The sequence below is a fragment of the Marinobacter salarius genome (assembly GCF_032922745.1).
Taxonomy (GTDB): domain Bacteria; phylum Pseudomonadota; class Gammaproteobacteria; order Pseudomonadales; family Oleiphilaceae; genus Marinobacter.
This window is the reverse complement of the sequence record NZ_CP136693.1, coordinates 2,951,731-2,975,481: the sequence shown is the minus strand read 5'-3', so window position 1 is coordinate 2,975,481 and position 23,751 is coordinate 2,951,731. Positions and strand designations below refer to the sequence as shown.

The window sequence follows — 23,751 nt, the reverse complement described above, 5'->3', positions numbered from 1 at the left end:
TACATCAACTCGCACTTTAAGGAGAGAGTCCTCATGGCGAAGAAAGCCAACAAGCAAAACGTTGATAAAGTCGTCAAGAAAGTGAACAAAGAGTTCGATAAAACATCATCACAGATCGAAAAGCTGATCAACGACGCCCTCAAGCAGTTCGACAGCCTGCAAAACCAGATTCAGGAACCCGTCCGCAAGCTATTAAAGGAAGTGGATGAACTTCGTGATCGTGAAATGAAGCGTTTTAACGAAGAATTTGAACGGCGCCTCGGTGAATTCCACGATCTGCAAAACAACATCCTGGATCGTCTTGGCATGGCCAGCAAAGAAGCCAACGATGAAGCGAAGAAGGTCGCGGATCAGGTCGCCAAGAAGTCGACGCCTGCCACCAAAGGCAAGTCAGCTCCTAAAAAATCCGCGTCCAGTAAGGCAGCGGCCAAAAAACCGGCCGCCAAGAAGCCCGCCGCACCAAAAACGGCAACTGCGAAGAACGCCGCCAAACCCAAGGCGAGCACAGCCGCCAAAAGTCCGGCAGCAGCCACTAAAGCCGCTCCCAAGAAAGCCTCCACGGCCGCGCAGAAGCCAGCGGCAAAGCCGGCTGCAGCAAAACGCGCTCCGAAGCCGAAGGACAAGAGCGACCTGACCCAGGTTAAAGGTATTGGGCCGGCCACCGCCCGCAAAATGAAGGACGCCGGTATTACCTCGGTTGATCAGATCGCCAATCCGTCAGATGCGGACAAAGAAAAGCTTCAGGCATTTTCAAGCGTGAAAGGCTTTAACACCTTCAGCGACGAAGCCAAGAAAGTTATTTAATGCAACAATCCGAACAGCCTGTTTTACGGGACATTGTCCTGATTGGCGGCGGACACAGCCACGTCGGCGTTCTCAAGCGCTTTGCCATGAATCCTGTGCCTGGTGTCCGCCTTACCCTCATCTGCAGGGATACCCACACACCCTACTCCGGCATGCTGCCCGGATACGTGGCTGGGCATTATTCCTACGACGACGTCCATATCGACCTGAGCAAACTGGCCGAATTCGCGGGCGCGCGCCTCTACCGCGATGAAGTTGTTGGCATAGACCGCGGTCGAAAGCGGGTAATCTGCCGCTCCCGGCCGGACGTGCCTTACGATATTCTGTCGGTGAATATCGGCTCCGCTCCCAAGGTAGGTGACGTCAGCGGCGCAACTGAACATGCCGTGCCCGTCAAACCTATCAACGGATTCAATAATCGCTGGCTGTCATTGCTGTCGCGGCTGGAAAACCATGACGGCCCGATGACCGTTGCGGTGGTCGGTGCAGGTGCAGGTGGAGTTGAACTCACACTGGCGATGCAGTTCCGGCTACGAAATGAACTCGAAAAACGCGGCCACGACCCGGACCAGTTGCACTTTCATCTGTTTGATGCCGACCAACAGATCCTGCCCACCCACAACGCCAAGGTGCGTGCGGTATTCGCAGAAACGCTCGCAAACCGGGGGGTGAAGGTTCACCTGGGATCCGCAGTCTCTGAGGTAGAGGCCAATCGTTTGACCACGGAATGCGGTGACACCCTGGCAGTTGATGAAGTGCTCTGGGTCACCCGTGCCGGCGGCCCCGAGTGGCTGCGGGATACCGGCCTGGCCCTGGACGACGGTGGCTTTATCCGGGTAACGGACACCCTGCAGACAGAGACCGACGACGATATCTTCGCGGCCGGTGACATTGCCAACGTGGTAAATCACCCCCGGGAAAAAGCCGGCGTATTTGCCGTTCGTCAGGGCCGCCCACTGGCGGACAACCTCCGCCGCCATGCCCTCGGAAAGCCGGCGAAGCCATTCCGGCCGCAGAAAAAATGGCTCGCGCTGATCAGTACCGGTGACAAATTCGCAGTGGCCTCCAGGGGCGACCTGTCGTTGGCTGGCTCTTGGGTCTGGCGCTGGAAAAACAGCATTGATAAACGTTTCATGGCGAAATTCAATGATCTTCCCGCCATGGAAGAGAATGCCGCCCTGCCCGACACCGGCGCCGCACAAAACTCCGAGGAAGCATCCCAGGCCATCTCCGCGGTGGCCATGCGTTGCGGTGGCTGCGGTGCCAAGGTGGGCAGTACCGTACTGTCGCGGGCCCTAGGCGAGTTGCGACCAATAGAGCGCGAAGACATCCTCATTGGGCTACACGCGCCAGACGACGCCGCCGTACTGACCGTCCCACCCGGAAAGGCGGTGGTTCACACCGTCGATTTCTTCCGCGCCTTTATTGACGACCCCTATGTGTTCGGCCGGGTAGCCGCCAATCACGCCCTGGGCGACGTGTTTGCCATGGGCGCCGAAGCTCAGAGTGCCACCGCCGTTGCGACCGTGCCCTATGGCATAGAGTCCAAGGTGGAAGACGTGGTTTACCAGATGATGTCCGGCGCCGTGGAAGTGCTGAATGAAGCCGGCTGCGCGTTGGTGGGTGGCCATACGGGCGAAGGCCGCGAGCTGGCATTGGGCTTTGCGGTCAACGGGTTGATTGATCCGGATGATGTCATGAGCAAAGGCGGCCTTCGGGCCGGAGACGTTCTGCTGCTGACCAAGCCCATCGGTACCGGCACCCTGTTCGCTGCCCACGCCAAACTTGCTGCGAAAGGCCGCTGGATTGATTCTGCCCTGGCCTCAATGATGCAGTCCAACAAAGACGCGGCACAGTGCCTGCGCCGATATGGGTCAAGAGCCTGCACCGACGTAACCGGTTTTGGTTTGCTTGGCCATCTGGTTGAGATGACGCGCCCCTCCGGCGTTGATGCGGAGCTGGATCTCACGGCAATACCGATTTTGCCTGGCGCTGAGGAAACGGCAGCAGCAGGCATCCTCAGTTCCTTGCAGCCGGCCAATATTCGTCTGCGGCGTGGTATTCGTGACCAGGAAAAGTGGGTCAGCCATCCTCACTACCCACTGATCTTCGACCCCCAGACTGCCGGTGGGCTGCTGGCCAGCGTGCCCGCTGACCAGGCGGATGCCTGTATCAGTGAGCTGAAAGCAATGGGCTACCCCCACACCGCCATTATAGGGCGGGTGCTGCCACAGGATGAGAGCGGCCCCATCGAGCCCATCACGCTCAGGGATTGAGGCGGTCGCCTTTGGCCCTGGCCTTCTCAATCGCAGTGAGCAGGGCCGCCTGCTCTGATTCAGGAACAAAACAAGTGGCGAGTTCGGTGACGCGGCTGGTCAATTCCCTGAGATATTCTGGGGATTGTTCCGCCCGCAGTAACACCTTCGCAAGATCAGCCTCGTCGCCTACGCGGAAATACCCCGGGTAATCTTCACCCAGTAGGCCAATATTGCCGGAGATGTCCGACGCGATAACCGGCAGCCCGGCACGACAGGCTTCGGATACGACATTAGCGCCTCCTTCCATCACCGAGCTGATAACCATGGCACGGCAACGGTTCATAAGCTGGTGGGTGGTCGGTCTGTCAATTTCCCCGAGCCACTGAAAACGCGGATTGGCTTCCTGTTCGGTTATGGCTTGCCGCGCCCACTCTTGGCTGTGAGCCTTGCCTGCATTCAGCACCCGAATGGCCGAACCTGGCGGCAGTGTCCTCGCCGCGATTGCGGCCCTCAGAGGGTCTTTCTCCTTGCGCAGGTGTCCGATAACACAAATATCAAAATGCCTGGTATCGACGCCTGCATTGCCACTGGGCCTGTCGGCGGATTGCAGCACCGTCACCAGCTTTGGCACGAAACGCCCGGGAATATCCCGGCCAACACGATGGTGGAGCCCCACAAGGCAATCCGCGAGGGCCATGGAATGGAGGGTTTGCTCCGGGTAGCGGTACTGGTGGTCGTAAATATCCGTGCCCGTAAGCACAACGATTATCGGCGTTTCCGGGTTACGGTCACGGAAGCGAAGAACGGCCTCATGGCTCCTCCAGGCGTGCAGGGCAATGTACAGGTCGCAGGGCTCGTTGTTGTATTCGGTCACAACGAAAACCCGGTGTCCGGCCTGCTCAAGCAACCGGCACCATCGGTCCGCCGTGGCCCGATTACCAGCCCTGGAGCCCGGTAGCGCCGGGGTATTCAGGATGATTTTCATGAGTGTCGGTTTCCATCAAGATTTTCATTTTTTGCCGGATACCCCTAACCTGATTGGCTCATAGAATCGTATAGCTGTTCAGAGTTGCAGTAAATCACGGTATTCTGGATAGCTTCGGGCTTCCGGTCCGGACATGTGACCCCGCTAAATTCAGCTCCAGACACAAGGAAATTCAAATGGCTTTGAAATTGATACGGAAATTCGCTGTCGCCAGCTTACTGACCTTACTCTCTTCAGCAACCGTTTCAGCCCAGACACTCGTCTTCACGGCCATTCCCGATGAAGACGAAACCAAACTGGTGGAACGCTTCACGGGTATCGCCGATTACCTGGCAGGAGAGTTGGACGTAGATGTTCGCTATATTCCTGTCAAATCCTACGCCGCCGCGGTTTCAGCCTTCCGCAACAACCAGGTCCAGCTGGCCTGGTTCGGCGGGCTTTCCGGCGTGCAGGCCCGCGAATTGGTTCCCGGCTCTGAAGCGATTGCCCAGGGCGTGGAAGACAAAGCGTTCTACACTCATTTCATTGCCCACAAAAGTACCGGACTTGACGAGATGGAAACCCTGTCCGACGAACTCCGGGGGAAGACATTTACCTTCGGTTCCAAGGGGTCAACCTCCGGTCGCCTGATTCCGGAGTACTATATTCGCGAATCCTTTGATGATAGCCCCGAGGACGTCTTCAGCCGTGTAGGCTTCAGTGGCAATCACACCCGCACCCTTCGTCTCGTAGAGGCGGGCACCTACGATGTTGGCGCGATCAACTTCTCAGTGTGGGACAAGGAAATGGAAAACGGCAACATTGATACCGACGCGGTGAAGGTCATCTGGACAACGCCGTCGTACCCGAACTATCAGTGGAGTGTTCGCGGCGATGTCAACGAGCAGTTCGGTGAAGGGTTCCAGAAACGGCTTCAGGAAGCCCTGCTTGCGATGGACGACCCTGAATTGCTTGAAAGCTTTCCCCGTAGTGGTTTCATCCCAGTCTCCAATGACGCTTACGAGCCGATCCGGGTAGTTGGAAAGCAGATCGGAATCATCGATTAATGTCGGGATTCGATCTATCCGGCCTGACGGCGTCTTTTGGTGGAGAGCGGGTGATTGGCCCGCTCTCCCTCAGTGTCAGGGAAGGAGAGCGCGTTGGCCTGGTGGGCCGCAGCGGCGCCGGAAAATCCACTCTGATCCGTCTTGTCTATGAGCAGGTGGAGCGCCTGGCAGCATTGGTCCCCCAGGACCTGGGACTGGTCAACGCGTTACCGGTATTCCACAACGTGTACATGGGCCGCCTCGATGCCCACGGCAACTGGTACAACATGGTTACCCTGGTGCGGCCATTTACCCGGGACAGCCGTGACGTCAAAAGCCTATTGTCGGAATTGGGGATGACCGAGAAAGCCTGGATGCCCACCGCATCGCTGTCCGGCGGACAGCGCCAGCGCGTGGCCATCGCCCGTGCCCTTTACCGGCAGTCAGGACTTTTGTTGGCGGACGAGCCTGTCTCTGCCCTGGATGGGCCGCTTGCCCACCAGGTTATGGCGTTATTGAGAGAGCGCTTCAAGACCAGCGTTATCGCACTCCATGATGTCGAGCTCGCACTGGAATACTGCACCCGTATCGTGGGCATCCAGGACGGGCAGATCGCGCTGGACGAGCCGAGCGAAAAGCTCACACCGGCCGACATTGCGCCACTCTACTGACTCAACCGGCCCAGATTCCACTCCTATGCTGTCTTCGCCAACCGTCAAAACCAGCCTGATCTTTATCGCCATCGCCCTGGTAGGCCTGGTGTTTGCAGATATCGCTATCACGGCAGCCAATCCCTGGAAAGATCTTGGCCGGTTCTTCCTGGGCGTGATAACACCGGATTTTTTCAGTACCGAAGGGCTGGCAACCGCCCTGCTTCGGACGGTTGCCTTTGCCTTCGTTGGCGTCGCTCTCGGCAGTATCAGCGGCTTTCTTCTGGCACTTGTTTATCGCTGGCTACCCGTCAGAATCCTGTGCGCGTTTGTGCGGGCAATACACGAGCTTTTCTGGGCGCTTATTTTCCTGCAATTTTTCGGCTTCCATCCGCTGACAGGCGTTCTAGCGATCGCTATCCCCTACGCCGGTATTTTCGCCAAGGTCTATTCGGAGATCCTGGAAGAAGCCGACCCCGAGCCCGGTCGCCTGTTACCGCCCCGTACGGGCGTTGTTTCGGCCTTCCTGTACACCAAAATACCGGATTGCTGGGTGCAACTGCGAACCTACACCGCATACCGGCTGGAATGCGGCTTGCGCTCCAGTGCCATCCTTGGCTTTGTCGGCTTGCCAACCCTCGGCTTCTACCTCGAATCGGCCTTTTCACAAGGCCACTATTCCGACGCCGGCGCCATGCTGATCCTTTTCTATGTGCTGATAGCCACCATGCCGCTCTGGGTAAAGCCGAAGCTGCTGCCCGTTTATATCGTTGGCGCTCCGTTTTTTCTTGGCGAAGGTCTCCCGATTGTCTGGAGCAACGTCGGTCGGTTTTTCACCCAGGACATCGTGCCGTCGCCACTGCGCGGTGAAGAAGGCTGGGGCGGCATGGGCGCGTGGCTGGGGGACATGTTTGTCAATCAGGCCATGCCGGGCATCTGGAACACGGTGATCCTGACCCAGGTGGCCCTGGTTGCAACCGGGATCATTGCACTGCTGGCCTTCCCGTTGATTTCCACTCACTTCGGAGGGCCAGTGCGCCGCACGTCCGGGCATGTCTTCCTGGTGATCATGCGTTCCACGCCGGAATACATCCTGGCGTATATCCTTTTGCAACTGTGGGGACCGTCCATGTTGCCTGCTGTCGTCGCGTTGGCGTTGCACAATGGGGGCATCATCGGCCATCTGATTGGCCGGCAGTCCAGCACCATCCGGTTACGCCCGGATGCGCCGAATGGTCTTAATCGATATACCTATGAACTGGTGCCCAGGGTCTATCGTTCGTTCCTGGCGTTCCTGTTCTACCGCTGGGAGATCATCATGCGGGAGACTGCCATCCTCGGCATACTGGGCATCTACACCCTGGGTTTCTATGTCGACAGCGCCATCCAGAACATCCAGTTTGATCGCGCGATGGTGCTGATCCTGATCACCGCATCGCTGAATATCGGTGTCGATGTGCTGGGCCGCTTTATCCGCAGGAAACTCGCCCTGCAGACCATGCCCACCTGCTAGGAGTCTGCGCGGCAGAAACGTTTTGAGCCCTCGTTTTCGCCAGACCGGATCATTGTCTGGCCGGAATGAGTGTTCGCGATATCGGATCGGCTCCATCATCGCTTTCGATCCAGCCAGTTAACCGGTTAAAAGGGGCATCGCAGGGCCCCAGCTGTACCTACCGTGAGCCAAAGGCTGCCTCAGCGACTTATGCCAGTCTCATCAGTGAACTCATGCGCCTGAGATTGAGCGACAGACAGACAAGATCCCATTCACCCTGCACCGCCTGAAGGCCTCGCAAGCTGAACTGACGGAAGCCCAGAATATTCTTGATCCAGCCATTCACCGCCTCAACCAGGTGTTTGCGCTGAGCGTAAACTGCTCGCCCCTCGGCTGTGGCAAGCTTCTCCGCCATCCGGGCCGTCGCCGGATACCGCGTAGCGTCGACGTCTGCGTTCTTTTTGCCTTCCCGGCGTAGCGAGACATAGCCGTTGATTCCTTTCATCTCCAGGGCCTGAAGGTCTGCTTCCTTTCGGTAACCGGCATCAGCCAGGCACTGCTGCGGCTCGCTTCCCAGGGTGTCTTTTACCTCGTTCAGCAAGAGCACCAGACAGCCGTTATCACTGGGGTTGTTGCCCTGATAGTTGGCCACAATGATCTGGAACTCGCCATCCACGGCCAGTTGGCCGTTATAGCATTGTTGGAACCCATCATTCGTTTTCATGATCCGGCTTTGGGGATCGGTAAAGTTACTCTGAGCCTTGTCCTCCGGAACCCCATAATCTCTCTTGAAGTTCCGGCCACCCTTGGGTGAGCGGCGATCATCGTCAGGATGCCGGCCTTTGGCCTCATCTCGCGCTTTTTGATCCGCTTCCAGCTTCTCCTTCGCTGCCCGGATCTTGTCCAGCCGCCCCTGACGGTGCTGCAGCTCTTCGGGTAACTCATCGCCCCGCTGATCCGGGCCAAACTGTTGATCTTCCGATTCATCCACACGGCGAGCCTGGCCACAAAGCTCATCAACCTCTTTTGACAGACGTGCTTCTTCCTCCCGCATGCGGTCATAGCTCATGGCCTTGTGCTTACTGGCGCAGGCCCGGACCTTGGTGCCATCAATCGCCAGCGTACCAAGCGTGACCAGTTCCGCTTCCTGGGCGATCCGGACCACCTGAATAAACACCGCCTTGAACGCTTCCAAGTGTTGCTTGCGAAAATCGCAGATCGTGCGGTGCCTGGGGAAATTGCCAGCCGCCAGGACCCGAAGGGCAACATCTTCTTCCAGCTTCCGGGCGATCTTGCGCGATGAAAACACGCCGGTCGCGTACGCATAAATCAATACCTTCAGCATCATCCGTGGATCGAACGGCGAGTTGCGCCGACCGCTCCCTTCATACCGGGCGTAGAAGACACTAAGATCCAGTTCTTCGACCACGTCGCTGATGAAATAGGCCAGATGCCCTTCGGGCAGCCACTCGTTCAGGCTCGGGGGAAGAAGCAGTTCCTGATCAGGCGAATACGGGCGGAAGGTGGTTCCCATCGGATTCTCCGGTGCTGAAGAATTTTTACGTATTATGCCAGAAGGTGGCTCCTGCCGCGCAGACTCCTAGCTGCCTACCGCGTCACAGTTCCGCGGATTCCCGCCGCTTTTGGCCCTGCTTCCCTTCGTGCTCAGGATGCATTTGGTTACACTTCGGATAACGAATGTAACAATCTCCACCGGAACACCGCTCGGCCAGGGTTTGAACAGGGTTTGAGCAAGAGGGAACACCTATGATTGGCAGCTTTATTATGCTGTTCGAAGTCGGGCTGATTGCGCTGCTGCTTTTACTGGTCTTTCGCATGCTTACCCTGGTCCTGAACGATCCGTTCGTGCCGGCGTCCGTGGTGACAATGGTGGCCGGTGACCATCATTCGGCCCAGCCTCCTCTACCAGAGGCTCAACAGAAACGCCCCGTTACCGCTCCACAACCAACCCGCGCAACTCCTTCAGACACCTGTGGATTGATCACCCAACTGCATATCCTGCTGAGTCTTCAGGACCGGGATTGCCGGGAACATGGGCTGGTTCTGGAAACCGCGCCCCAGGCGGTTCGGGAATACGCCGTCGTCTGGTTGTATGGCGCTGCCTGCGCCCTGTGTGAAAAACCGCAACGGCATTCAGATGCGCTGCTTGACCTGGTCAGCAAGCTGGCCAGCCGAAAAATCGGCATACGGCAACCCGAAGCCGTCCAGGCGCTGTCGACGATGACCGGCAGTTCGACCTTGTTGGCCTTTTTCAGAAGTGGTGTAAGCGGTGCAGAGCACTGGAGCGGGCATCGCTATGTTCCGCAGGAACACAGCCTCTACTCAACGGTTACGTCGAACGCCTTTATCTGACGTTTACAGGAGGACCCGCTCAACCGCGGGCTTTGGGGCGGGTAGCAGACTCTTCCAGCGTCCAGTCAACGCCGAGGTTCACGGTGTCTGTGGTATCCGGGTTATCGGCAGGGCTGCCAGCCACCTCTGGCCGGGAAAAGCACCCGTCGTCCAGGCGCTCCATCGACTCCACATTCACGGAACGTACCACGTAGCTGGTGCCATTGCTGATGACCCTGGTGCGATGGCTGAGCCCAAAGATGAAACGGCAATAATCCAGTTTGAGCTGAAGCAGATCCTGTTCCGCTTTCTGGATCTTTCTTAGCAGAACTTTCTGTACGCTATCACCGTAATCCATATACGCTTCCCTGGACGATGTGTGGTGGATGGTGGTTCGCTGATTTTACACAATCCTGACACACTGTCATCCCATCGTCAGACACGGCCCCTGGCAACAAACGTCAGTTTTACGGGCATCGAGAAGGCATGATCCATCCCGGCCTGAAGGTCGATCCGCCAGGTCATGCTAGGGTCGGTGGTGCAGAAAGGTGCGGTAAACCGAGCTTCCCAGAGCTGGCCCTCACCATCGGGCGACATCCCCGCCTTGGTCATGGGAACCGGATACTCCCCCAGGTACATGGACTCGCCCCGCAGCACAGCCAGCATCCGGGGCTGATTCCCGTTGGTCTTCACCGTTAAATGGTATTCCGTGCCCTGGGCCTGAACACCGCTTTTTTGCAACCGCGCATGCCAGCTCTTGCCCTTATGTGCCCAGTGGCACGTAGTATTGAGGAGATCGCACTCAACCGCGCCCTGATCGGCCTCGGCGACATCTTCAGACATCAACCAACGCGGGCCAAAAATGCCCAGCGCAACGACGCCAGCAATGGCAAGCACAGCAACAAGCGCTTTCAACACATCCACTCCTCCACGGTTAAGCGGGCATTATGGGGATAATCGCTAACAAGGCAAAGCTTTCTAAATCATCACCGGTCATGAGAAAATACCGCGCTTTGATTCACCACCAACAGGACAAGCCAGTGCAACCGGACATCTCCGTCAAGCACCTCAACAAAGTCTATGCGGATGGTTTCAGGGCCCTCAACGACATCAACCTCGACATCGAACGGGGAGAGATCTTCGCCCTGCTCGGCCCGAACGGCGCCGGCAAGACCACACTGATCAGCATTATCTGTGGCATTGTGAACCTCTCCGATGGCGAAGTGAACGCCGCCGGCTACGACATCGTGAAGGATTATCGCAAAGCCCGGGAGAGCATCGGCCTGGTTCCCCAGGAGCTCAACACCGACGCCTTCGAGACCGTTTGGGACGCTGTCTCCTTCAGCCGGGGCCTGTTCGGCAAGGCGCCTGCACCGGACCATATTGAGAAAGTCCTGAAAGATCTGTCGCTGTGGGACAAACGCAATAATCGCATCATGTCCCTGTCTGGCGGCATGAAGCGTCGCGTGATGATCGCCAAGGCGTTGTCCCACGAACCCCGCATCCTCTTCCTTGATGAGCCCACCGCCGGTGTAGACGTGGAGCTGCGCCGGGACATGTGGGAAATGGTGCGCAAGCTGCGGGAAAATGGCGTCACCATCATCCTCACCACCCACTACATCGAAGAAGCCGAGGAGATGGCCGACCGCATCGGCGTTATCCGCCAAGGTGAGATCATCCTGGTTGAAGACAAGTCCCGGCTGATGAGCAAACTGGGCAAGAAAGAGCTTCGCCTGCACCTGCAGAACCCGCTGGAGAAAATCCCCGGTGAACTCACGCTGGAGCCGGTGGACCTTTCCGATGATGGCTACGAGCTGATCTACACCTTCGACTCACAACAGGAGCAGGCTGGCGTAGCGCGCCTGCTGCGAACCCTGGGCGACCTGGGCATCGAATACCGGGATCTTCAGACCAGGGAAAGCTCCCTGGAAGAGATTTTTGTTGGCCTGGTGCATGAATAAAACCAACCGGTATGCGGGAGTAACGCAATGAACCTTTACGGTGTCCGAGCAATCTACAACTTTGAAATGGCCCGCATGCGCCGCACCCTGATGCAGAGTGTCGCCTCGCCGGTAATCTCCACCTCTCTGTACTTCGTGGTGTTTGGCTCCGCCATTGGCAGCCGCATGGGCGACATCGACAACATCAGCTACGGTGCCTACATCATTCCCGGCCTGGTGATGCTGTCGCTGCTGATGCAGAGCATTTCCAATGCCTCGTTTGGCATCTACATGCCGAAGTTCTCCGGCACGATTTACGAGCTCCTGTCGGCACCGGTCTCCTATCTGGAGGTCGTTCTCGGCTACGTCGGTGCCGCCGCCACCAAGTCAGTCATACTTGGCGTCATCATATTGCTTACCGCCAAACTGTTTGTGGACTACGACGTGCTCCACCCTTTCTGGATGTTCGCCTTCCTGGTGCTTACCTCCATCACCTTCAGCCTGTTCGGTTTCATAATCGGCATCTGGGCGGACGGGTTTGAAAAACTGCAGATTGTTCCGCTGATGATCGTGACACCACTGGTGTTTCTCGGGGGCACGTTCTACTCCATCGAAATGCTGCCGGAGATCTGGCAGACCATCAGCCTCTTCAACCCTGTGGTGTACCTGATCAGCGGCTTCCGCTGGGCGTTCTACGGCGTGTCTGACGTGCATGTGGGCATCAGTGTGGGTATGACACTGCTGTTCCTGACGGCGTGCATGGTCGCGGTGTGGTGGATCTTCAAGACCGGCTACCGGCTGCGTTCGTGAGAGCCCTGCTGGTTTGCCTGGCGCTGCTGTTCTCCGGTTGCCTGGCAGCACTCCCGGACAATGACGACCTGCCGGTGGAGAAGGCATGCCTGATCTCCGCCGGGCAGGCGGTGCCCATTACCGTTGAAGTGGCACGCACGCCGGCCGAACGCAGCCGCGGGCTAATGGACAGGCAGAGACTGGCCCCAAACGCCGGCATGCTGTTCGTCTATAACAACCAGCGCCGTGCCGACCACGGCTTCTGGATGTACCGAACGCTGATTCCACTGGATATTGCCTATCTGGACCGTGACGGCACCATCGGTGCCATTCGCCCTATGGTGCCCTGCCCATCGGACCAGGGCCGGGACTGTCCAACCTATGAGGCCGGCGTCCCGTTTTATCGGGCCCTGGAAATGAACCTGGGCTATTTCGAAAGCCAGGGGATTGGCGTGGGAGATCGGCTCTCCCTGAATGCATCAGACTGCCGTTAGCCGCCCTACTCGTCTTTCCATTCCGGTTTGCGCTTGTCCAGAAACGCACAGATGCCTTCGTGGGCATCTGCAGCCTGCAGGTTCTTTGCCATCACTTCCGACGTAAAGTCGTAGGCCTCGGCCAGCCCCATCTCCAGTTGTTGATAGAACGCCTCCTTGCCAATCTTCAGGGTATGGCCGGATTTGCCGGCAATGGTCGCGGCCAGGCGGTAAACGGTTTCGTCAAGAACCTGCTCATCCACCACACGGTTGACCAGCCCAATCTGTTCCGCCTTCAGCGCACCGACCATCTCACCGGTCAACAGCATTTCCATGGCCTGCTTGCGGGATACGTTGCGGGACAACGCCACCATGGGCGTGGAGCAAAACAGGCCAATGTTCACGCCCGGCGTGGCAAAACGCGCGGTATCCGCTGCCACCGCCAGATCGCAACTGGCCACCAGCTGGCAACCGGCAGCGGTCGCCACGCCAGCCACACGGGCAATCACCGGTTTTGGCAGGTTCACAATCTGCTGCATCACCTTGCTGCACTGGTTGAACAGTTTCAGTTGGAACTCATGGCTGTCGAGCTGCTCGCGGATTTCCCGCAGGTCGTGCCCGGCGCAGAACACCTGCCCTGCAGCCGCGATGACCACCACCCGCGTGTCCACGTCATCCGCAACAGATTCCAGTTCGGCGGAAAGCGCTTCCAGCATGGCCATGGACAGGCTGTTTCGGCGCTCCGGCTGGTTCAGCGTCAGTGTGGTGATTCCGTTTTCGGAGTATTTCTTTACCAACACCTCGGTTTGCTCGATCATCATGCCCCCTACTTCGTTTTCCTGATGTATCCTTTATCCCATGAGAGATACAAAGAAACAACGCCGGGAACTGGAAAAGCAACTCACCGAAGCCTCCTCCTACAAGCACTGGCTCGCCACCGCCACAAACCTGGATGAACTGGAGGGAACACTGGCGTGGCGGGAAGAGGATGGCTGCGAGCTGCTCCACGAAGCCCTGATTCGCGACCACATCACGGCCATGAAACGCTGCCGCGACAAAGGCGATACCCGAGCGCTGACGCGGGTACTGCAGGAAGGCCTTTATCGCCACCTGGGTGAGATTGGCAACCCTGACCTTTACGCCATCGCCTGGAGCGGCACCAAAGTCCTGGTCAGTGAGTTCCTTGATGAAGTGGAACGCTCCATGAACTTCCTCTGCGACAACCCCATGCCGGGCGTATCCGACCAGCAAAAGCTGCGCCTGTTCCGGGATGCCGAGCGAGTGTATGGCCGCCCGGCCCTTATGTTGAGTGGTGGCGCCGCCTTCGGTATCTATCATATTGGTGTCACCCGCGCACTTTGGCAGGAAGGCCTGCTTCCCGACGTGATTGCCGGCTCCAGCATGGGGGCGATTGTCGCCGGCGCCATCTGTACCCGCAACAATCGCGAGCTCGAACGCTTTTTCAACGAACCCGGGGAGATCCACCTGGATGCCTTTCGCTGGCTCGAACCCAAACGCATCTGGCGAAAGCGTCATGCCATGGACCAGTTCCAGCTGCTCCACCACATTCGCACCAACATCGGCCGTACCAGCTTTCAGGAAGCGGCTGAACGAAGTGGCCGCACCCTGAATATCTCCGTATCGCCGACCCGCACTCGCCAGAAACCCCGCCTGTTGAACAACCTGGCCTCACCGGAGGTACTGGTGGATTCCGCCATCCTGGCGTCCTGTGCCGTGCCTGGCATCTATCCGCCGGTAACGCTCCAGGCCAGGGACAAGGATAGGGGTGACAACGGGGGCAAGCCCTATATGCCCACGGAGCGCTGGATCGACGGCAGCGTTCATGGCGACCTGCCGCTGATGCGCATGGCGCGGCTGCACAACGTTAATCGCACCATTGTCAGCCAGGCGAATCCCCACGTGTTGCCCTTTATCAGCCATCACCACCAGCGCGGCCCGGGCGCCTCTGCCAAACAGGCTGCCGCATCGCTGATGCACGCCCAGGTAGCGACAACGCTTCAGCTCACCCGCAACAACTGGTCATCAACGGTACTGCGGCCTTTACTGGAGCAGGCTCATGCCATGGCCACGCAGACCTATTTGGGGGACATCAACATACAGTTCCCGTTCAAACCGCTGCTGTATCGCAAGATATTGTCCAACCCCAACAAGGAAGACCTGGAAATGTTCATCCGGCTTGGAGAACAGGCTACCTGGCCGAGAATGGCCATGATTCGAGATCAGACACGCATCAGCCGTACCTTCAGCGACTGCATCACCCGGCTTGAGAAAGCCTGCGCCGCCAACGACAACGCAGCGGAGTAGCGGCTTGCAGACAACCCGACTCAAAGGCCTGACCATTGCCGCACTGGGTGTGCTGTTCATCGTTCCGGACGCCCTGCTGGTGAAAATCACCTCCGTGGAGCCGGTGGTGTTTCTGTTCTGGCGCGGGCTGCTGCTTGCATTCAGCTTCCTGGTGATCAGTTCGGTACGCTATCGCGCCCGCCTGGGGACGGAGATCCGTCGATGCGGCTGGAAAGGGGTGTTCTGCGCAGTCGCCTTCGGGTTAAGCCAACTGGGTTTTGTGATGGGCATGAAGAACACCGCCGCTGGCAACGTACTGGTCATCCTCAACACCTCACCGGTCATTGCCGCACTCATCGCCTGGCTGGTCTGGAAAGAAGCCCTGCCGTGGCGGACCTGGGTGGTCATCCTCGTCTGCGTGGCGGGCGCCACCCTGATGGCCCTGGGCGAGTGGGGCCGTGGTGACCCGTTAGGGCTGATTATGGCGGGCGTTGCGGCGACCGCTCTGGCGCTGAATCTCAACGTGGCACGCTCAAAGCCGGACAGCGATATGAGCCTTGTACTGATGTTCGGCGCGCTGCTCGTTGCCGGCGTCGCAGCCCTGGCGGGCGGCGCAGTGATGCTCTCTCCCAGGGATGCCGTATTCATCGCCCTGCTCTGCCTGTTCTTCCTGCCGGCGGCCTGCGTGCTCATCCAGATTGGCCCGCGTTACATTCCGGCCGCAGAAGTCAGCCTGATGCTGTTACTGGAAACCATACTGGGCTCTTTCCTGGTGTGGCTGTTCCTCGGCGAGGTTCCCACCACCCTGAGCCTGATCGGCGGCGCCATTGTCTTCTCCGCACTGATGGTCCATGGCTGGATCGAGGTACAACGGTATCGGCAAACCCGTTCGGCCTGACGCATCCGTTGATGTACGGACATTCCCCGCCGATTTGTAAGCCACCCAAGACGCCAGGCGGCAAAAACTGGATAATGGCCTTCCGGCTTTTGAAAGCCCGCTCAATTCTGCAAACCCGGTACGCTGTTCATGGAAATCAAAGTTAATTTTCTCGAAAACCTCAGGCTTGAAGCCAAGTTTGACGATTTCACCGTGGTCACGGACCAGCCCATTCGCTACAAAGGCGACGGCTCGGCCCCCAGCCCGTTCGATTATTTCCTGGCGTCATCGGCGCTCTGTGCGGCGTACTTTGTGCGGGTTTACTGCAAGGCGCGGGACATTCCCACGGAAAACATCCGCCTGTCGCAGAACAACATTGTCGACCCGGAAAACCGCTACAACCAGATTTTCAGAATTGAGGTGGAACTGCCGGAAAACATTTCCGACAAGGACCGCCAGGGCATCCTGCGCTCGATTGACCGCTGCACCGTGAAAAAAGTGGTGCAGACCGGCCCCGAGTTCCAGATTGAAACCGTCGAAAACCTCGACGAAGACGCCCAGGCCCTGCTGATGGCCCCGGAAGGTGACACCAGCACCTACATCGAGGGCAAGGACCTCCCGCTGGAACAGACCATCGCCAACATGAGCGGTATACTGGCGGACTTGGGCATGAAGATCGAAATCGCCTCCTGGCGCAACATCGTGCCCCACGTTTGGTCGCTGCACATTCGCGATGCCGCCTCCCCGATGTGCTTCACCAACGGCAAGGGTGCTACCAAGGAAAGCGCTCTATGCTCGGCATTGGGTGAATTCATCGAACGCCTGAGCTGCAATTTCTTCTACAACGACCAGTTCTTCGGCGAAGACATCGCCAACAGCGATTTCGTCCACTACCCCAACGAAAAATGGTTCAAACCAGGGCCGGACGACGAGCTGCCCGACGGCATCCTAGATGACCACTGTCTGGCCATCTACAACCCGGAAGGCGAACTCTGCGGGTCCAACCTGATCGACACCAATTCTGGCAAGACCGAACGGGGCATCGTGTCGTTACCGTTCGTACGCCAGTCCGACGGCGAAACGGTGTATTTCCCCTCCAACCTGATCGAGAACCTGTTCCTCAGCAACGGCATGAGCGCGGGCAACACCCTGCCAGAAGCCCAGGTACAGTGCCTGTCTGAAATCTTCGAGCGCGCCGTCAAGAAGCAGATCATTGAAGAGGAAATGGCGCTGCCGGACGTGCCGCAGAGTGTGCTGGATAAATACCCGCACATTGTTGAGGGCATCAATGCTCTGGAAGCACAGGGCTTCCCGATCCTGGTGAAAGATGCCTCCCTGGGCGGCCAATTCCCGGTTATGTGCGTGACACTGATGAACCCGCGAAACGGCGGCGTGTTCGCCTCTTTCGGCGCGCATCCGAGTTTCGAGGTGGCGCTGGAACGCAGCCTGACCGAACTGCTGCAGGGCCGCAGCTTTGAAAACCTCAACGACGTACCGGCGCCCACCTTTAGCACCCAGGCAGTGACGGAGCCCAACAACTTTGTCGAGCACTTTATCGATTCCACGGGCGTGGTGTCCTGGCGGTTCTTCAGCGCCAAATCCGACCTGGAGTTCTGCGAATGGAACTTCTCCGGTACCAACGAAGAAGAGGCCAGCACCCTGTTCGGCATTCTGGAAGACCTTGGTAAAGAAGTGTACGTGGCGACCCATGAAGACCTGGGCGCGCCGGTATGCCGCATCCTGGTGCCCGGCTATTCCGAGGTCTACCCGGTAGAGGATCTGGTGTGGGATAACACCAACATGGCGCTGGACTACCGCGAAGATATCCTCAATCTCCACGCCCTCAGCGATGGTCAGCTAGCCGACCTGGCCGAGCGCCTGGAAGCCAGCCAGCTCGACAACTACATGACCATCATCAGCCTGATTGGCATCGAGTTCGACGAGAACACAATTTGGGGCCAACTCACCATTCTGGAACTGAAACTGCTGATCTGCCTGGCCCTGCAATGGCACGAAGAAGCCCAGGAATTTGTCGACATGTTCCTGCAGTTCAACGACAACACCGTAGAGCGCAACCTGTTCTACCGTGCCGTTAACACCGTTCTGGAAATCACCCTGAGTGACGAACTTGAACTGCCCGACTACCTGCCCAATCTGCAGCGCATGTTCGGCGAAGACACCATGGCCGCCGTGGTTGGCTCAGTCAGCGGCGAAGTACGCTTCCATGGCCTGACACCCACAAGCATGAAGCTGGAAGGTCTGGAGAAGCATCAGCGGTTGGTTGATAGCTATAAGAAGTTGCATGCGGCGCGGGCTGCCAAGGCGGGTTTGTAAAGGCTATAAGTATGTGGCGCCTGAGCCGGGATCGGATCGGACGCCCGTGAGGTCGCCCCACGCGAACCAAGGAGCTGCACGACACCTCAAACGAAGCCTGGCAAGAGCGGCTTTCGCGACTCACCCGGATTATGGAAGTAACACAAGCTGAAATCGACGCATTGCCTGCTGATACCGCTTATACCTGGGAGAAACTGAGCAGTGAGATTCACCCGCCACCTTGGAGTTCTGTCAATAACTGTACGCCAATGCAAGGTGCTCAGTTATGAATACGGACTTCAGTCTCAACAGTCGAATCGATTATGGTCTGAATCTCATTATAGATATCGGTGTCAACTTCCGGTGCTTCGACTGATATGATTAAAGCGTATCTAGCAGTCTTGTTGGTAAGCGTTCATTCCACGACGTAGTTGACCTACTTCACGTCACGGAGGGGCCTCAATAACTCCGGCGAGACCTTGTACTGCTTCCTGCCATCCTCACCCAGCACGATCACACTCTTGCGGTTGATCTTGGTGACGATCCCCAACACCGGTCCTTCCCGGCCCTCGAAGGTCACTTTCAGGCCAACCCGCAATTGACTCAAGGCTTGCAGGGTTTCTTGCTCTTGTAGCTCATCAATTCGCTGGCAGATATACTGGTTCAGTTCCAGCAACTGGTCGATGCTCATGTCCTCAATGCGCACGGACGGTGGCCTCCGGCTGTTTGCTCTGTCGGTCAGGATGGCGTGGGTCGATCAGCGCCCGTAACGGGTTCTCGGCGAACCGAGTTTTCCAGAGTCGGGGCGTCAGGTCGCTGACTTCACGGGCCGGGTGCTGGCTGATGCGCTGCAATACGTCCACCAGGTACATGTACGGGGTAATATCGTGCAGCTTGCAGGTGCTGATCAGGCTCTGGATGATGCCCAGGTGTTCAGCGCCCAGTTCGGTCCAGCAAAACATCCAGTTTTTCTTGCCCATTGGAATGGGCCGCAGGGCCCGTTCCAGGTGGTTGGTATCGGGTTGTACGTCCGGATCTTCCAGGAACACCGTCAGGCTCGTTTCCCGACCGAGCACGTAATTCAGGGCTTTGGTTAGCGGTTCACTGGGCAACAGGCCGCCTTGCGCCAACTGATCCCGGCACCATTGGAAGAAGCCGCTGACGACCGGCTTCGCATGGTCCAGCCGGTATTGACGCTTCTTCTCGCCGGTGAGTTCCTTTTCCTTCATGGTATCTTCAATCTGGTACAGCTTCGCGATCTGTTGCAGGGCTTCGGTGGCCTTCTCAGGATGGTCCTTCTGGGCCTCAACGAAGCAACGGCGACTATGCACCCAGCATTGAGCATGGGTAATACCTTTCTGGGCCGCGGCATAGCGGGCATAAGCGGCATAACCATCGCTGATCAGAGTGCCACTGAATTGGTCGTTCAGAACCTGCTCGATGTGCAGTCGGCCCCGACTGTTCGAGTAGGTAAACACCACTTCGTCGTCATCACCGTATAGGGGCCAGAACCAGCCTGTTTTCATCTTGCCTTTCTGCGGACCTGCCCGGCCCTGGTGACCCGCTTTGATGGGCGTTTCATCCATCGCCAGCACCCGGCTGCGCAATACGTTATCGGTCTGGGCATCTACGATGGGTCGGAGCAGGTCGATGGCACGCTTCACCAGGTTGGTCAGGGTGCTGCGGCTGAGGGTAATACCTGCTTGTTGAATGCGCTGGTGCTGGCGATACAGCGGCAGGTGGAACTGGAATTTGTCCACCAGCAACCCGGCCAGCAGGCTGACATCGGCCAGGCTGTTGTCCAGCACGTTGAACGGGGCCGGTGTGGTGATGGGCTTATCACTGCCTTTACGCCGGAACACCGGGCGCTCACACTTGAGCACCACATAGCTGGAGGCGCGCTGCGCCAGGCGATAAGTCGTTTTAGTACCAATGATGTCGTACTGGTCGGCGTCCGGCCCGGTCAGTTCCGGTGGCAATTGCTCAATGACTTCCACCGACACATCCGCCGTAAAGCGCAGGCCGGTGTCGTTCAGACAATCGTCGTCCCGCTGCTTCTTGCCGGTGCCGCGCTGATAGGCCTTAATGGTGCGCCTCTCTTCCTCGGCAGGCTTCTCCGGCAGCGGTGCTTCACCGGAGGTGAACAGGCTATCCTGTTCTGGAATATCATAAACCTGCTTTTCAGATTTGGGGCCGAACAGCTGTTTCTTAAACCAGTCCAACTGGTGTTTCAACTGCCGAATGGCTTCCGCCTGAGCATCCAACTGCTCGCGCTGCAACGCATTCTCCTCGGCCAGGGCCGAGTAGGAAGGTGCGTTGGACTGGGAGATGGAAGCCGTTGAATTCATGGCCGATATTATACCGGAAGTCCGCGTTTTATACCCCTCGAAAACGCTTGAATTGACGGTATTTTTGCACCTCAATGCCATCAATCAGCAACTGCAAATCCGTCAAGGTTAAAGCCCGCTGACCAGAGGCGGATGATGGCACCCGGAACTGTCCCTGCTCCAGGCGCTTGGCCCACAGGCAATACCCGGTGGCGGTAAAGTACAACATCTTCATCTGGGTCTTGCGACGATTGACGAAGACAAAATACTGGCCGCTGAGCGGATCGTGCTTCAACTGATTCCGGACCAGAGCACTGAGGCCCCGGAACGATTTGCGCATGTCGGTAGGCTCGGTGCACAACCAGATCCTGGCCTGGCTATCGAGCCCGATCATCCGTTCTGGCTCAGCCGCAGTTCGACGCCGTTGCCCAAGCTCAGCACAATGTTCCAGCCTGGGCCGGACTGCGCTGCACCCATCAGAGAGGACAGGTCCAGAAAACCGGCTTCGCCGGAATCCGCTGAGTCACCGGTCGCCTGATCGGACAGGCGCTTGCGCCAGTTGCAGAAACTGGCGTAGCCGATATTCTCCTGCTTACAAAACTGCGGAGCGGACAGGCCACTGTCATGCTGCTGGTCAACCAGGGCTTGCCATTGTTCCGGGGTGCGGTGCTTTCTCATGGGAGTAACCTATTGTTGGAAAATGTGAGGTTACTGTAGGGACAAATTCACCGGGGTGGCAGAACGTCGTGGAATGAACGCTTACTCTTGTTGAATGACTCAAGCTTTGTCCTAGTTCTCCACCATCCCATAGCAGGGTAAACCGCAACTACCCCTCTCTCTGATAGCTCGACAGCACTACCGCGCCATACATCTTTATGTATTGAGCCACGATGCCTGAATTCGCCAAGAAGCCAATTGGGATCACCATTCCCAACTGTTGTATTTCCCTGTTCAGCACTTTGAGCTGCGCGTGACATTCTAGCCTTGAATGCATCAGTGGACTCAGTTGGGCGCTTCACATCGAAGCGAAGTTGATGGCTCGGATAACGATATTTACTTGAGACATTGCGACTGGAAGGATTGGGCTCCACGAAATACGACAGCGTAACCGTCATCTTAATCTCTGTATCACCCAAAGATGTCAAAAGATCTTTCGGCCACGGCAGTTCATGCAAATGCATGTCTTTGGTTGATGGGGATTTTCCCTTCTTTTTCTCAAATGGTTGGATATGATCTTCTACAACCATAACAACTGAATTCTTTAAGCTACTAAGTGCACGATTTACACTTGGAGCGCCAAAACCAACACAACGGGCTAAACGCTTTGCATTATGCTTGTCGGTCTTCCTTGGGTCGGTGAACTGCTCCTTCATTGCATCGGTCCATTCGGCAGAATGGATCATCAACGCCCTTACAGTCTCAGGCCATAGATTTGGATATTCGTGCAGAATCCTTGCAGAAAAGTTTGCTGCCAAAGCGGTTGCAGCGCTTGTTGCTTCGAATGTTGAGAAGTGCCTTTCTGAAATATCGTGATGCGTAGTGAGAAGCTTGAGGCTATTTAGGCCTGCGCAGCTATATTTATCTTTTCCCACATTGCCAGCCTCGAAAACAACCTCAGGCTTTATCGGCATCGAGTTTTCCCAGGTGAGTGATGTCGTGCTATACGGGCTTAAGCCTCCATTTGGAGCTACAGGCTTATAGTGATCAGCCCCTGGATCATCAATAACCACCTTTCTTGTGTAGCCGCCCACTGTAATTGCATTCCAGGCTTGGCCTGGGTCGTGAATATCTTGTAACTCATTATGAGAGGGATAATCCATTAATTCGGTTAAGTCATCGCCGGTGTTTCCTGCACACACCAGCATCAGTCGGGGAAACCGATTCTCTCCTAAATAGTCAGAGCAAAGGCTATCGATCGTGCTTGACCAAGCCGATGGGCGTCCTCTATCCCGTGAATCGGTAGCAGACAATGCCATGGTATAGATACGATTTCGATCAAACGCTTGAATTTCCGGCAGTGAAACGCCTTCCGCTGTGATTGCTCCATGGTGCCTGCCCTGATTATCCCCGGGCGATCTGATTAGCTTGACCCCTTCCAGGCGCCAATTCACCTCGAGCTCCGCTGTGGATTCAAGCGCAGTCGTCAGGTCACCCCATACAGAGAGGCCGCCCATTCCGGTTCCATGGCCGTCTTCATCATTAATGATCCATGAGGGATCAATAACATGTCGATCATTGGAATCAAGGACAGGAGAGATTAATGGATGCCCGGAATTGATACCGCTATCAAGAACACAAATGAAAGGACTGTTTCCATTGTTTGTAAATTTGGTTCTTTCGAGTAATTCGGTTACCCATTCCGCTTGCTCTTCTTTGCCCATTGCATCAAAGAACTCTGCTGTTTCTTTAGCTCGCCTAATCTCGGAAATCTTGCTCATTAATAGGGAGCTTTGGGATAACTTTGACCTGGTGCAGTAGACCAAAAGTACTGTTCGTTCAGGAAACTCCAGAGTGCTTTCAGAAACTTCGATCCCAATTGAAAAGGCAACTTTTCTAAAGTCGTGGACTACAGCCATTCGGTCATCTAGAACAGGCAGCCATATCTCCCACCAAATTTCCTGTTGGCCGTCTGTTGGTAGGACCGAATCATCGTCGTTCCAAAGTTCGTTAAATGCTGACTCTCTAATAGATTCGATCGCGTCTATGAGCGTTCTGTTATCTCGAGGACCGCCCTTACGATCCTTACGTTCCTCTAGGTAGTCTTTAATCTTTTTCTCAAAAAAGCCGATCTTATCAATGGGAACAAAAACGGAAACGGTAACTTTATCGTCATGATACCGCACATTTAATAATTCAAGTTTTTGTCGTGAGTCAGCTAGACTCTCGAATGCAAGCTCAACCCCGGGGAAGCTATCAAACGTAACTTGAAGGCCGATGGATGACTCTAGCTCGTACTGTTCCGCCTCTCGCTCTATTGCAGGCTTTGAGTCTTTTACACGATTAAGCTGGGAGGAGAGGCTTGCGGCTTGTTCCTTTCGATTTTGTTGCGGAACATTTTTGGCGGTAACTACCTTCCTAGGATATGTGTATTTTTCAGGTTTGCCAGTACTACCGAGAAATATATGTTGCCGTCCATCCTTGATGCTGGGCATTTACAACTCC

22 protein-coding genes are annotated in these 23,751 nt (G+C 56.7%); 12 read left to right on the top strand and 10 right to left on the bottom strand.

Annotation, left to right across the window (positions count from 1 at the left end):
* Positions 1–33 precede the first annotated feature (33 nt).
* Both R1T46_RS13695 and selD read left to right on the top strand, forming a co-directional pair.
* Complete coding sequence (locus R1T46_RS13695) at positions 34–804, top strand: helix-hairpin-helix domain-containing protein (RefSeq protein ID WP_317305829.1); 771 nt, start codon at positions 34–36, stop codon at positions 802–804.
* The gene (gene selD / locus R1T46_RS13690; protein ID WP_317305828.1) at positions 804–3,080 is read left to right on the top strand and encodes a selenide, water dikinase SelD; all 2,277 of its coding nucleotides are present in this window, start codon (positions 804–806) and stop codon (positions 3,078–3,080) included. Before R1T46_RS13695 ends, selD begins: the two co-directional genes overlap by 1 nt.
* On the opposite strand, the gene senB is transcribed toward selD, so the two are convergent.
* On the bottom strand, positions 3,070–4,047 hold the full coding sequence (senB, locus tag R1T46_RS13685) for a selenoneine biosynthesis selenosugar synthase SenB (protein WP_317305826.1): 978 nt from the start codon (positions 4,045–4,047) through the stop codon (positions 3,070–3,072). The two genes, selD and senB, sit on opposite strands and share 11 nt — an antisense overlap.
* Positions 4,048–4,223: 176 nt before the next feature.
* Between senB and R1T46_RS13680 the strand changes: the two genes are divergently transcribed.
* The 3 genes from R1T46_RS13680 to R1T46_RS13670 are packed head-to-tail and all read left to right on the top strand — an operon-like array spanning position 4,224 to position 7,235.
* Complete coding sequence (locus R1T46_RS13680) at positions 4,224–5,093, top strand: putative selenate ABC transporter substrate-binding protein (protein ID WP_317305824.1); 870 nt, start codon at positions 4,224–4,226, stop codon at positions 5,091–5,093.
* Positions 5,093–5,743 carry a phosphonate ABC transporter ATP-binding protein gene (locus tag R1T46_RS13675; protein ID WP_317305823.1) on the top strand — a complete coding sequence of 217 codons (651 nt, stop codon included), beginning with the start codon at positions 5,093–5,095 and terminating at the stop codon, positions 5,741–5,743. Before R1T46_RS13680 ends, R1T46_RS13675 begins: the two co-directional genes overlap by 1 nt.
* 25 nt (positions 5,744–5,768) lie before the next feature.
* Positions 5,769–7,235 (top strand): ABC transporter permease, encoded by a 1,467-nt coding sequence (locus R1T46_RS13670; RefSeq protein ID WP_317305821.1) that lies wholly within the window; start codon positions 5,769–5,771, stop codon positions 7,233–7,235.
* A 187-nt stretch (positions 7,236–7,422) separates the two neighbouring features.
* On the opposite strand, the gene R1T46_RS13665 is transcribed toward R1T46_RS13670, so the two are convergent.
* On the bottom strand, positions 7,423–8,748 hold the full coding sequence (locus R1T46_RS13665) for an IS1182 family transposase (RefSeq protein ID WP_317305819.1): 1,326 nt from the start codon (positions 8,746–8,748) through the stop codon (positions 7,423–7,425).
* A 233-nt stretch (positions 8,749–8,981) separates the two neighbouring features.
* Here R1T46_RS13665 and R1T46_RS13660 point away from each other — a divergent pair, with 233 nt between their 5' ends.
* Positions 8,982–9,587 carry a hypothetical protein gene (locus R1T46_RS13660; protein WP_317305817.1) on the top strand — a complete coding sequence of 202 codons (606 nt, stop codon included), beginning with the start codon at positions 8,982–8,984 and terminating at the stop codon, positions 9,585–9,587.
* A gap of 19 nt (positions 9,588–9,606) precedes the next feature.
* Here the strand turns inward: R1T46_RS13660 and R1T46_RS13655 are convergent, their stop codons facing one another.
* Positions 9,607–9,924 carry a hypothetical protein gene (locus tag R1T46_RS13655; protein ID WP_317305816.1) on the bottom strand — a complete coding sequence of 106 codons (318 nt, stop codon included), beginning with the start codon at positions 9,922–9,924 and terminating at the stop codon, positions 9,607–9,609.
* Positions 9,925–10,001: 77 nt separating this feature from the next.
* Positions 10,002–10,484 (bottom strand): hypothetical protein, encoded by a 483-nt coding sequence (locus R1T46_RS13650; RefSeq protein WP_317305815.1) that lies wholly within the window; start codon positions 10,482–10,484, stop codon positions 10,002–10,004.
* Between the two features lie 122 nt (positions 10,485–10,606).
* On the opposite strand from R1T46_RS13650, the gene R1T46_RS13645 reads away from it, so the two are divergent.
* The 3 genes from R1T46_RS13645 to R1T46_RS13635 are packed head-to-tail and all read left to right on the top strand — an operon-like array spanning position 10,607 to position 12,789.
* Positions 10,607–11,527 carry an ABC transporter ATP-binding protein gene (locus R1T46_RS13645; protein ID WP_041333389.1) on the top strand — a complete coding sequence of 307 codons (921 nt, stop codon included), beginning with the start codon at positions 10,607–10,609 and terminating at the stop codon, positions 11,525–11,527.
* A gap of 27 nt (positions 11,528–11,554) precedes the next feature.
* A complete protein-coding gene (locus R1T46_RS13640; RefSeq protein ID WP_036207335.1) occupies positions 11,555–12,316 on the top strand; it encodes an ABC transporter permease in 762 nt (253 codons plus the stop codon).
* Complete coding sequence (locus tag R1T46_RS13635; RefSeq protein ID WP_317305814.1) at positions 12,313–12,789, top strand: DUF192 domain-containing protein; 477 nt, start codon at positions 12,313–12,315, stop codon at positions 12,787–12,789. Before R1T46_RS13640 ends, R1T46_RS13635 begins: the two co-directional genes overlap by 4 nt.
* A 5-nt stretch (positions 12,790–12,794) precedes the next feature.
* Here R1T46_RS13635 and R1T46_RS13630 read toward each other — a convergent pair whose 3' ends face one another.
* Positions 12,795–13,586, bottom strand: a complete 792-nt coding sequence (locus tag R1T46_RS13630) for an enoyl-CoA hydratase (RefSeq protein WP_036207584.1) — start codon at positions 13,584–13,586, stop codon at positions 12,795–12,797.
* A 40-nt stretch (positions 13,587–13,626) separates the two neighbouring features.
* On the opposite strand from R1T46_RS13630, the gene R1T46_RS13625 reads away from it, so the two are divergent.
* From R1T46_RS13625 to R1T46_RS13615, 3 genes are all read left to right on the top strand, one after another.
* Positions 13,627–15,093: a patatin-like phospholipase family protein gene (locus R1T46_RS13625; RefSeq protein WP_317305813.1), complete on the top strand. Its 1,467-nt coding sequence runs from the start codon at positions 13,627–13,629 to the stop codon at positions 15,091–15,093.
* A 4-nt stretch (positions 15,094–15,097) separates the two neighbouring features.
* Positions 15,098–15,970, top strand: a complete 873-nt coding sequence (locus tag R1T46_RS13620; RefSeq protein ID WP_126812648.1) for a DMT family transporter — start codon at positions 15,098–15,100, stop codon at positions 15,968–15,970.
* Between the two features lie 129 nt (positions 15,971–16,099).
* Positions 16,100–18,283 (top strand): OsmC domain/YcaO domain-containing protein, encoded by a 2,184-nt coding sequence (locus R1T46_RS13615; protein ID WP_317305811.1) that lies wholly within the window; start codon positions 16,100–16,102, stop codon positions 18,281–18,283.
* A 415-nt stretch (positions 18,284–18,698) separates the two neighbouring features.
* Here the strand turns inward: R1T46_RS13615 and R1T46_RS13610 are convergent, their stop codons facing one another.
* From R1T46_RS13610 to R1T46_RS13590, 5 genes are read right to left on the bottom strand one after another with little or no spacing between them, the layout of a single operon-like run.
* Positions 18,699–18,968 (bottom strand): hypothetical protein, encoded by a 270-nt coding sequence (locus R1T46_RS13610; protein ID WP_092031717.1) that lies wholly within the window; start codon positions 18,966–18,968, stop codon positions 18,699–18,701.
* Positions 18,958–20,685: an IS66 family transposase gene (gene tnpC / locus R1T46_RS13605; RefSeq protein WP_407070138.1), complete on the bottom strand. Its 1,728-nt coding sequence runs from the start codon at positions 20,683–20,685 to the stop codon at positions 18,958–18,960. The genes R1T46_RS13610 and tnpC overlap by 11 nt, the downstream gene beginning before the upstream one ends.
* Entirely contained in the window at positions 20,639–20,983 is a 345-nt protein-coding gene (gene tnpB, locus R1T46_RS13600; RefSeq protein ID WP_317305809.1) for an IS66 family insertion sequence element accessory protein TnpB, read from the bottom strand. Before tnpB ends, tnpC begins: the two co-directional genes overlap by 47 nt.
* Entirely contained in the window at positions 20,980–21,267 is a 288-nt protein-coding gene (tnpA, locus tag R1T46_RS13595) for an IS66 family insertion sequence element accessory protein TnpA (RefSeq protein ID WP_317305808.1), read from the bottom strand. Before tnpA ends, tnpB begins: the two co-directional genes overlap by 4 nt.
* 47 nt (positions 21,268–21,314) lie before the next feature.
* The gene (locus R1T46_RS13590; RefSeq protein WP_317305807.1) at positions 21,315–23,741 is read right to left on the bottom strand and encodes a S8 family peptidase; all 2,427 of its coding nucleotides are present in this window, start codon (positions 23,739–23,741) and stop codon (positions 21,315–21,317) included.
* Positions 23,742–23,751 lie beyond the last annotated feature (10 nt).

Bases quoted from the DNA above. Each gene is read 5' to 3' on its own strand.
- R1T46_RS13695 (WP_317305829.1), top strand. From the start codon at position 34: ATGGCGAAGAAAGCCAACAAGCAAAACGTTGATAAAGTCGTCAAGAAA.
- selD (WP_317305828.1), top strand. From the start codon at position 804: ATGCAACAATCCGAACAGCCTGTTTTACGGGACATTGTCCTGATTGGC.
- senB (WP_317305826.1), bottom strand. From the start codon at position 4,047: ATGAAAATCATCCTGAATACCCCGGCGCTACCGGGCTCCAGGGCTGGT.
- R1T46_RS13680 (WP_317305824.1), top strand. From the start codon at position 4,224: ATGGCTTTGAAATTGATACGGAAATTCGCTGTCGCCAGCTTACTGACC.
- R1T46_RS13675 (WP_317305823.1), top strand. From the start codon at position 5,093: ATGTCGGGATTCGATCTATCCGGCCTGACGGCGTCTTTTGGTGGAGAG.
- R1T46_RS13670 (WP_317305821.1), top strand. From the start codon at position 5,769: ATGCTGTCTTCGCCAACCGTCAAAACCAGCCTGATCTTTATCGCCATC.
- R1T46_RS13665 (WP_317305819.1), bottom strand. From the start codon at position 8,748: ATGGGAACCACCTTCCGCCCGTATTCGCCTGATCAGGAACTGCTTCTT.
- R1T46_RS13660 (WP_317305817.1), top strand. From the start codon at position 8,982: ATGATTGGCAGCTTTATTATGCTGTTCGAAGTCGGGCTGATTGCGCTG.
- R1T46_RS13655 (WP_317305816.1), bottom strand. From the start codon at position 9,924: ATGGATTACGGTGATAGCGTACAGAAAGTTCTGCTAAGAAAGATCCAG.
- R1T46_RS13640 (WP_036207335.1), top strand. From the start codon at position 11,555: ATGAACCTTTACGGTGTCCGAGCAATCTACAACTTTGAAATGGCCCGC.
- R1T46_RS13630 (WP_036207584.1), bottom strand. From the start codon at position 13,586: ATGATCGAGCAAACCGAGGTGTTGGTAAAGAAATACTCCGAAAACGGA.
- R1T46_RS13625 (WP_317305813.1), top strand. From the start codon at position 13,627: ATGAGAGATACAAAGAAACAACGCCGGGAACTGGAAAAGCAACTCACC.
- R1T46_RS13615 (WP_317305811.1), top strand. From the start codon at position 16,100: ATGGAAATCAAAGTTAATTTTCTCGAAAACCTCAGGCTTGAAGCCAAG.
- tnpB (WP_317305809.1), bottom strand. From the start codon at position 20,983: ATGATCGGGCTCGATAGCCAGGCCAGGATCTGGTTGTGCACCGAGCCT.
- tnpA (WP_317305808.1), bottom strand. From the start codon at position 21,267: ATGAGAAAGCACCGCACCCCGGAACAATGGCAAGCCCTGGTTGACCAG.
- R1T46_RS13590 (WP_317305807.1), bottom strand. From the start codon at position 23,741: ATGCCCAGCATCAAGGATGGACGGCAACATATATTTCTCGGTAGTACT.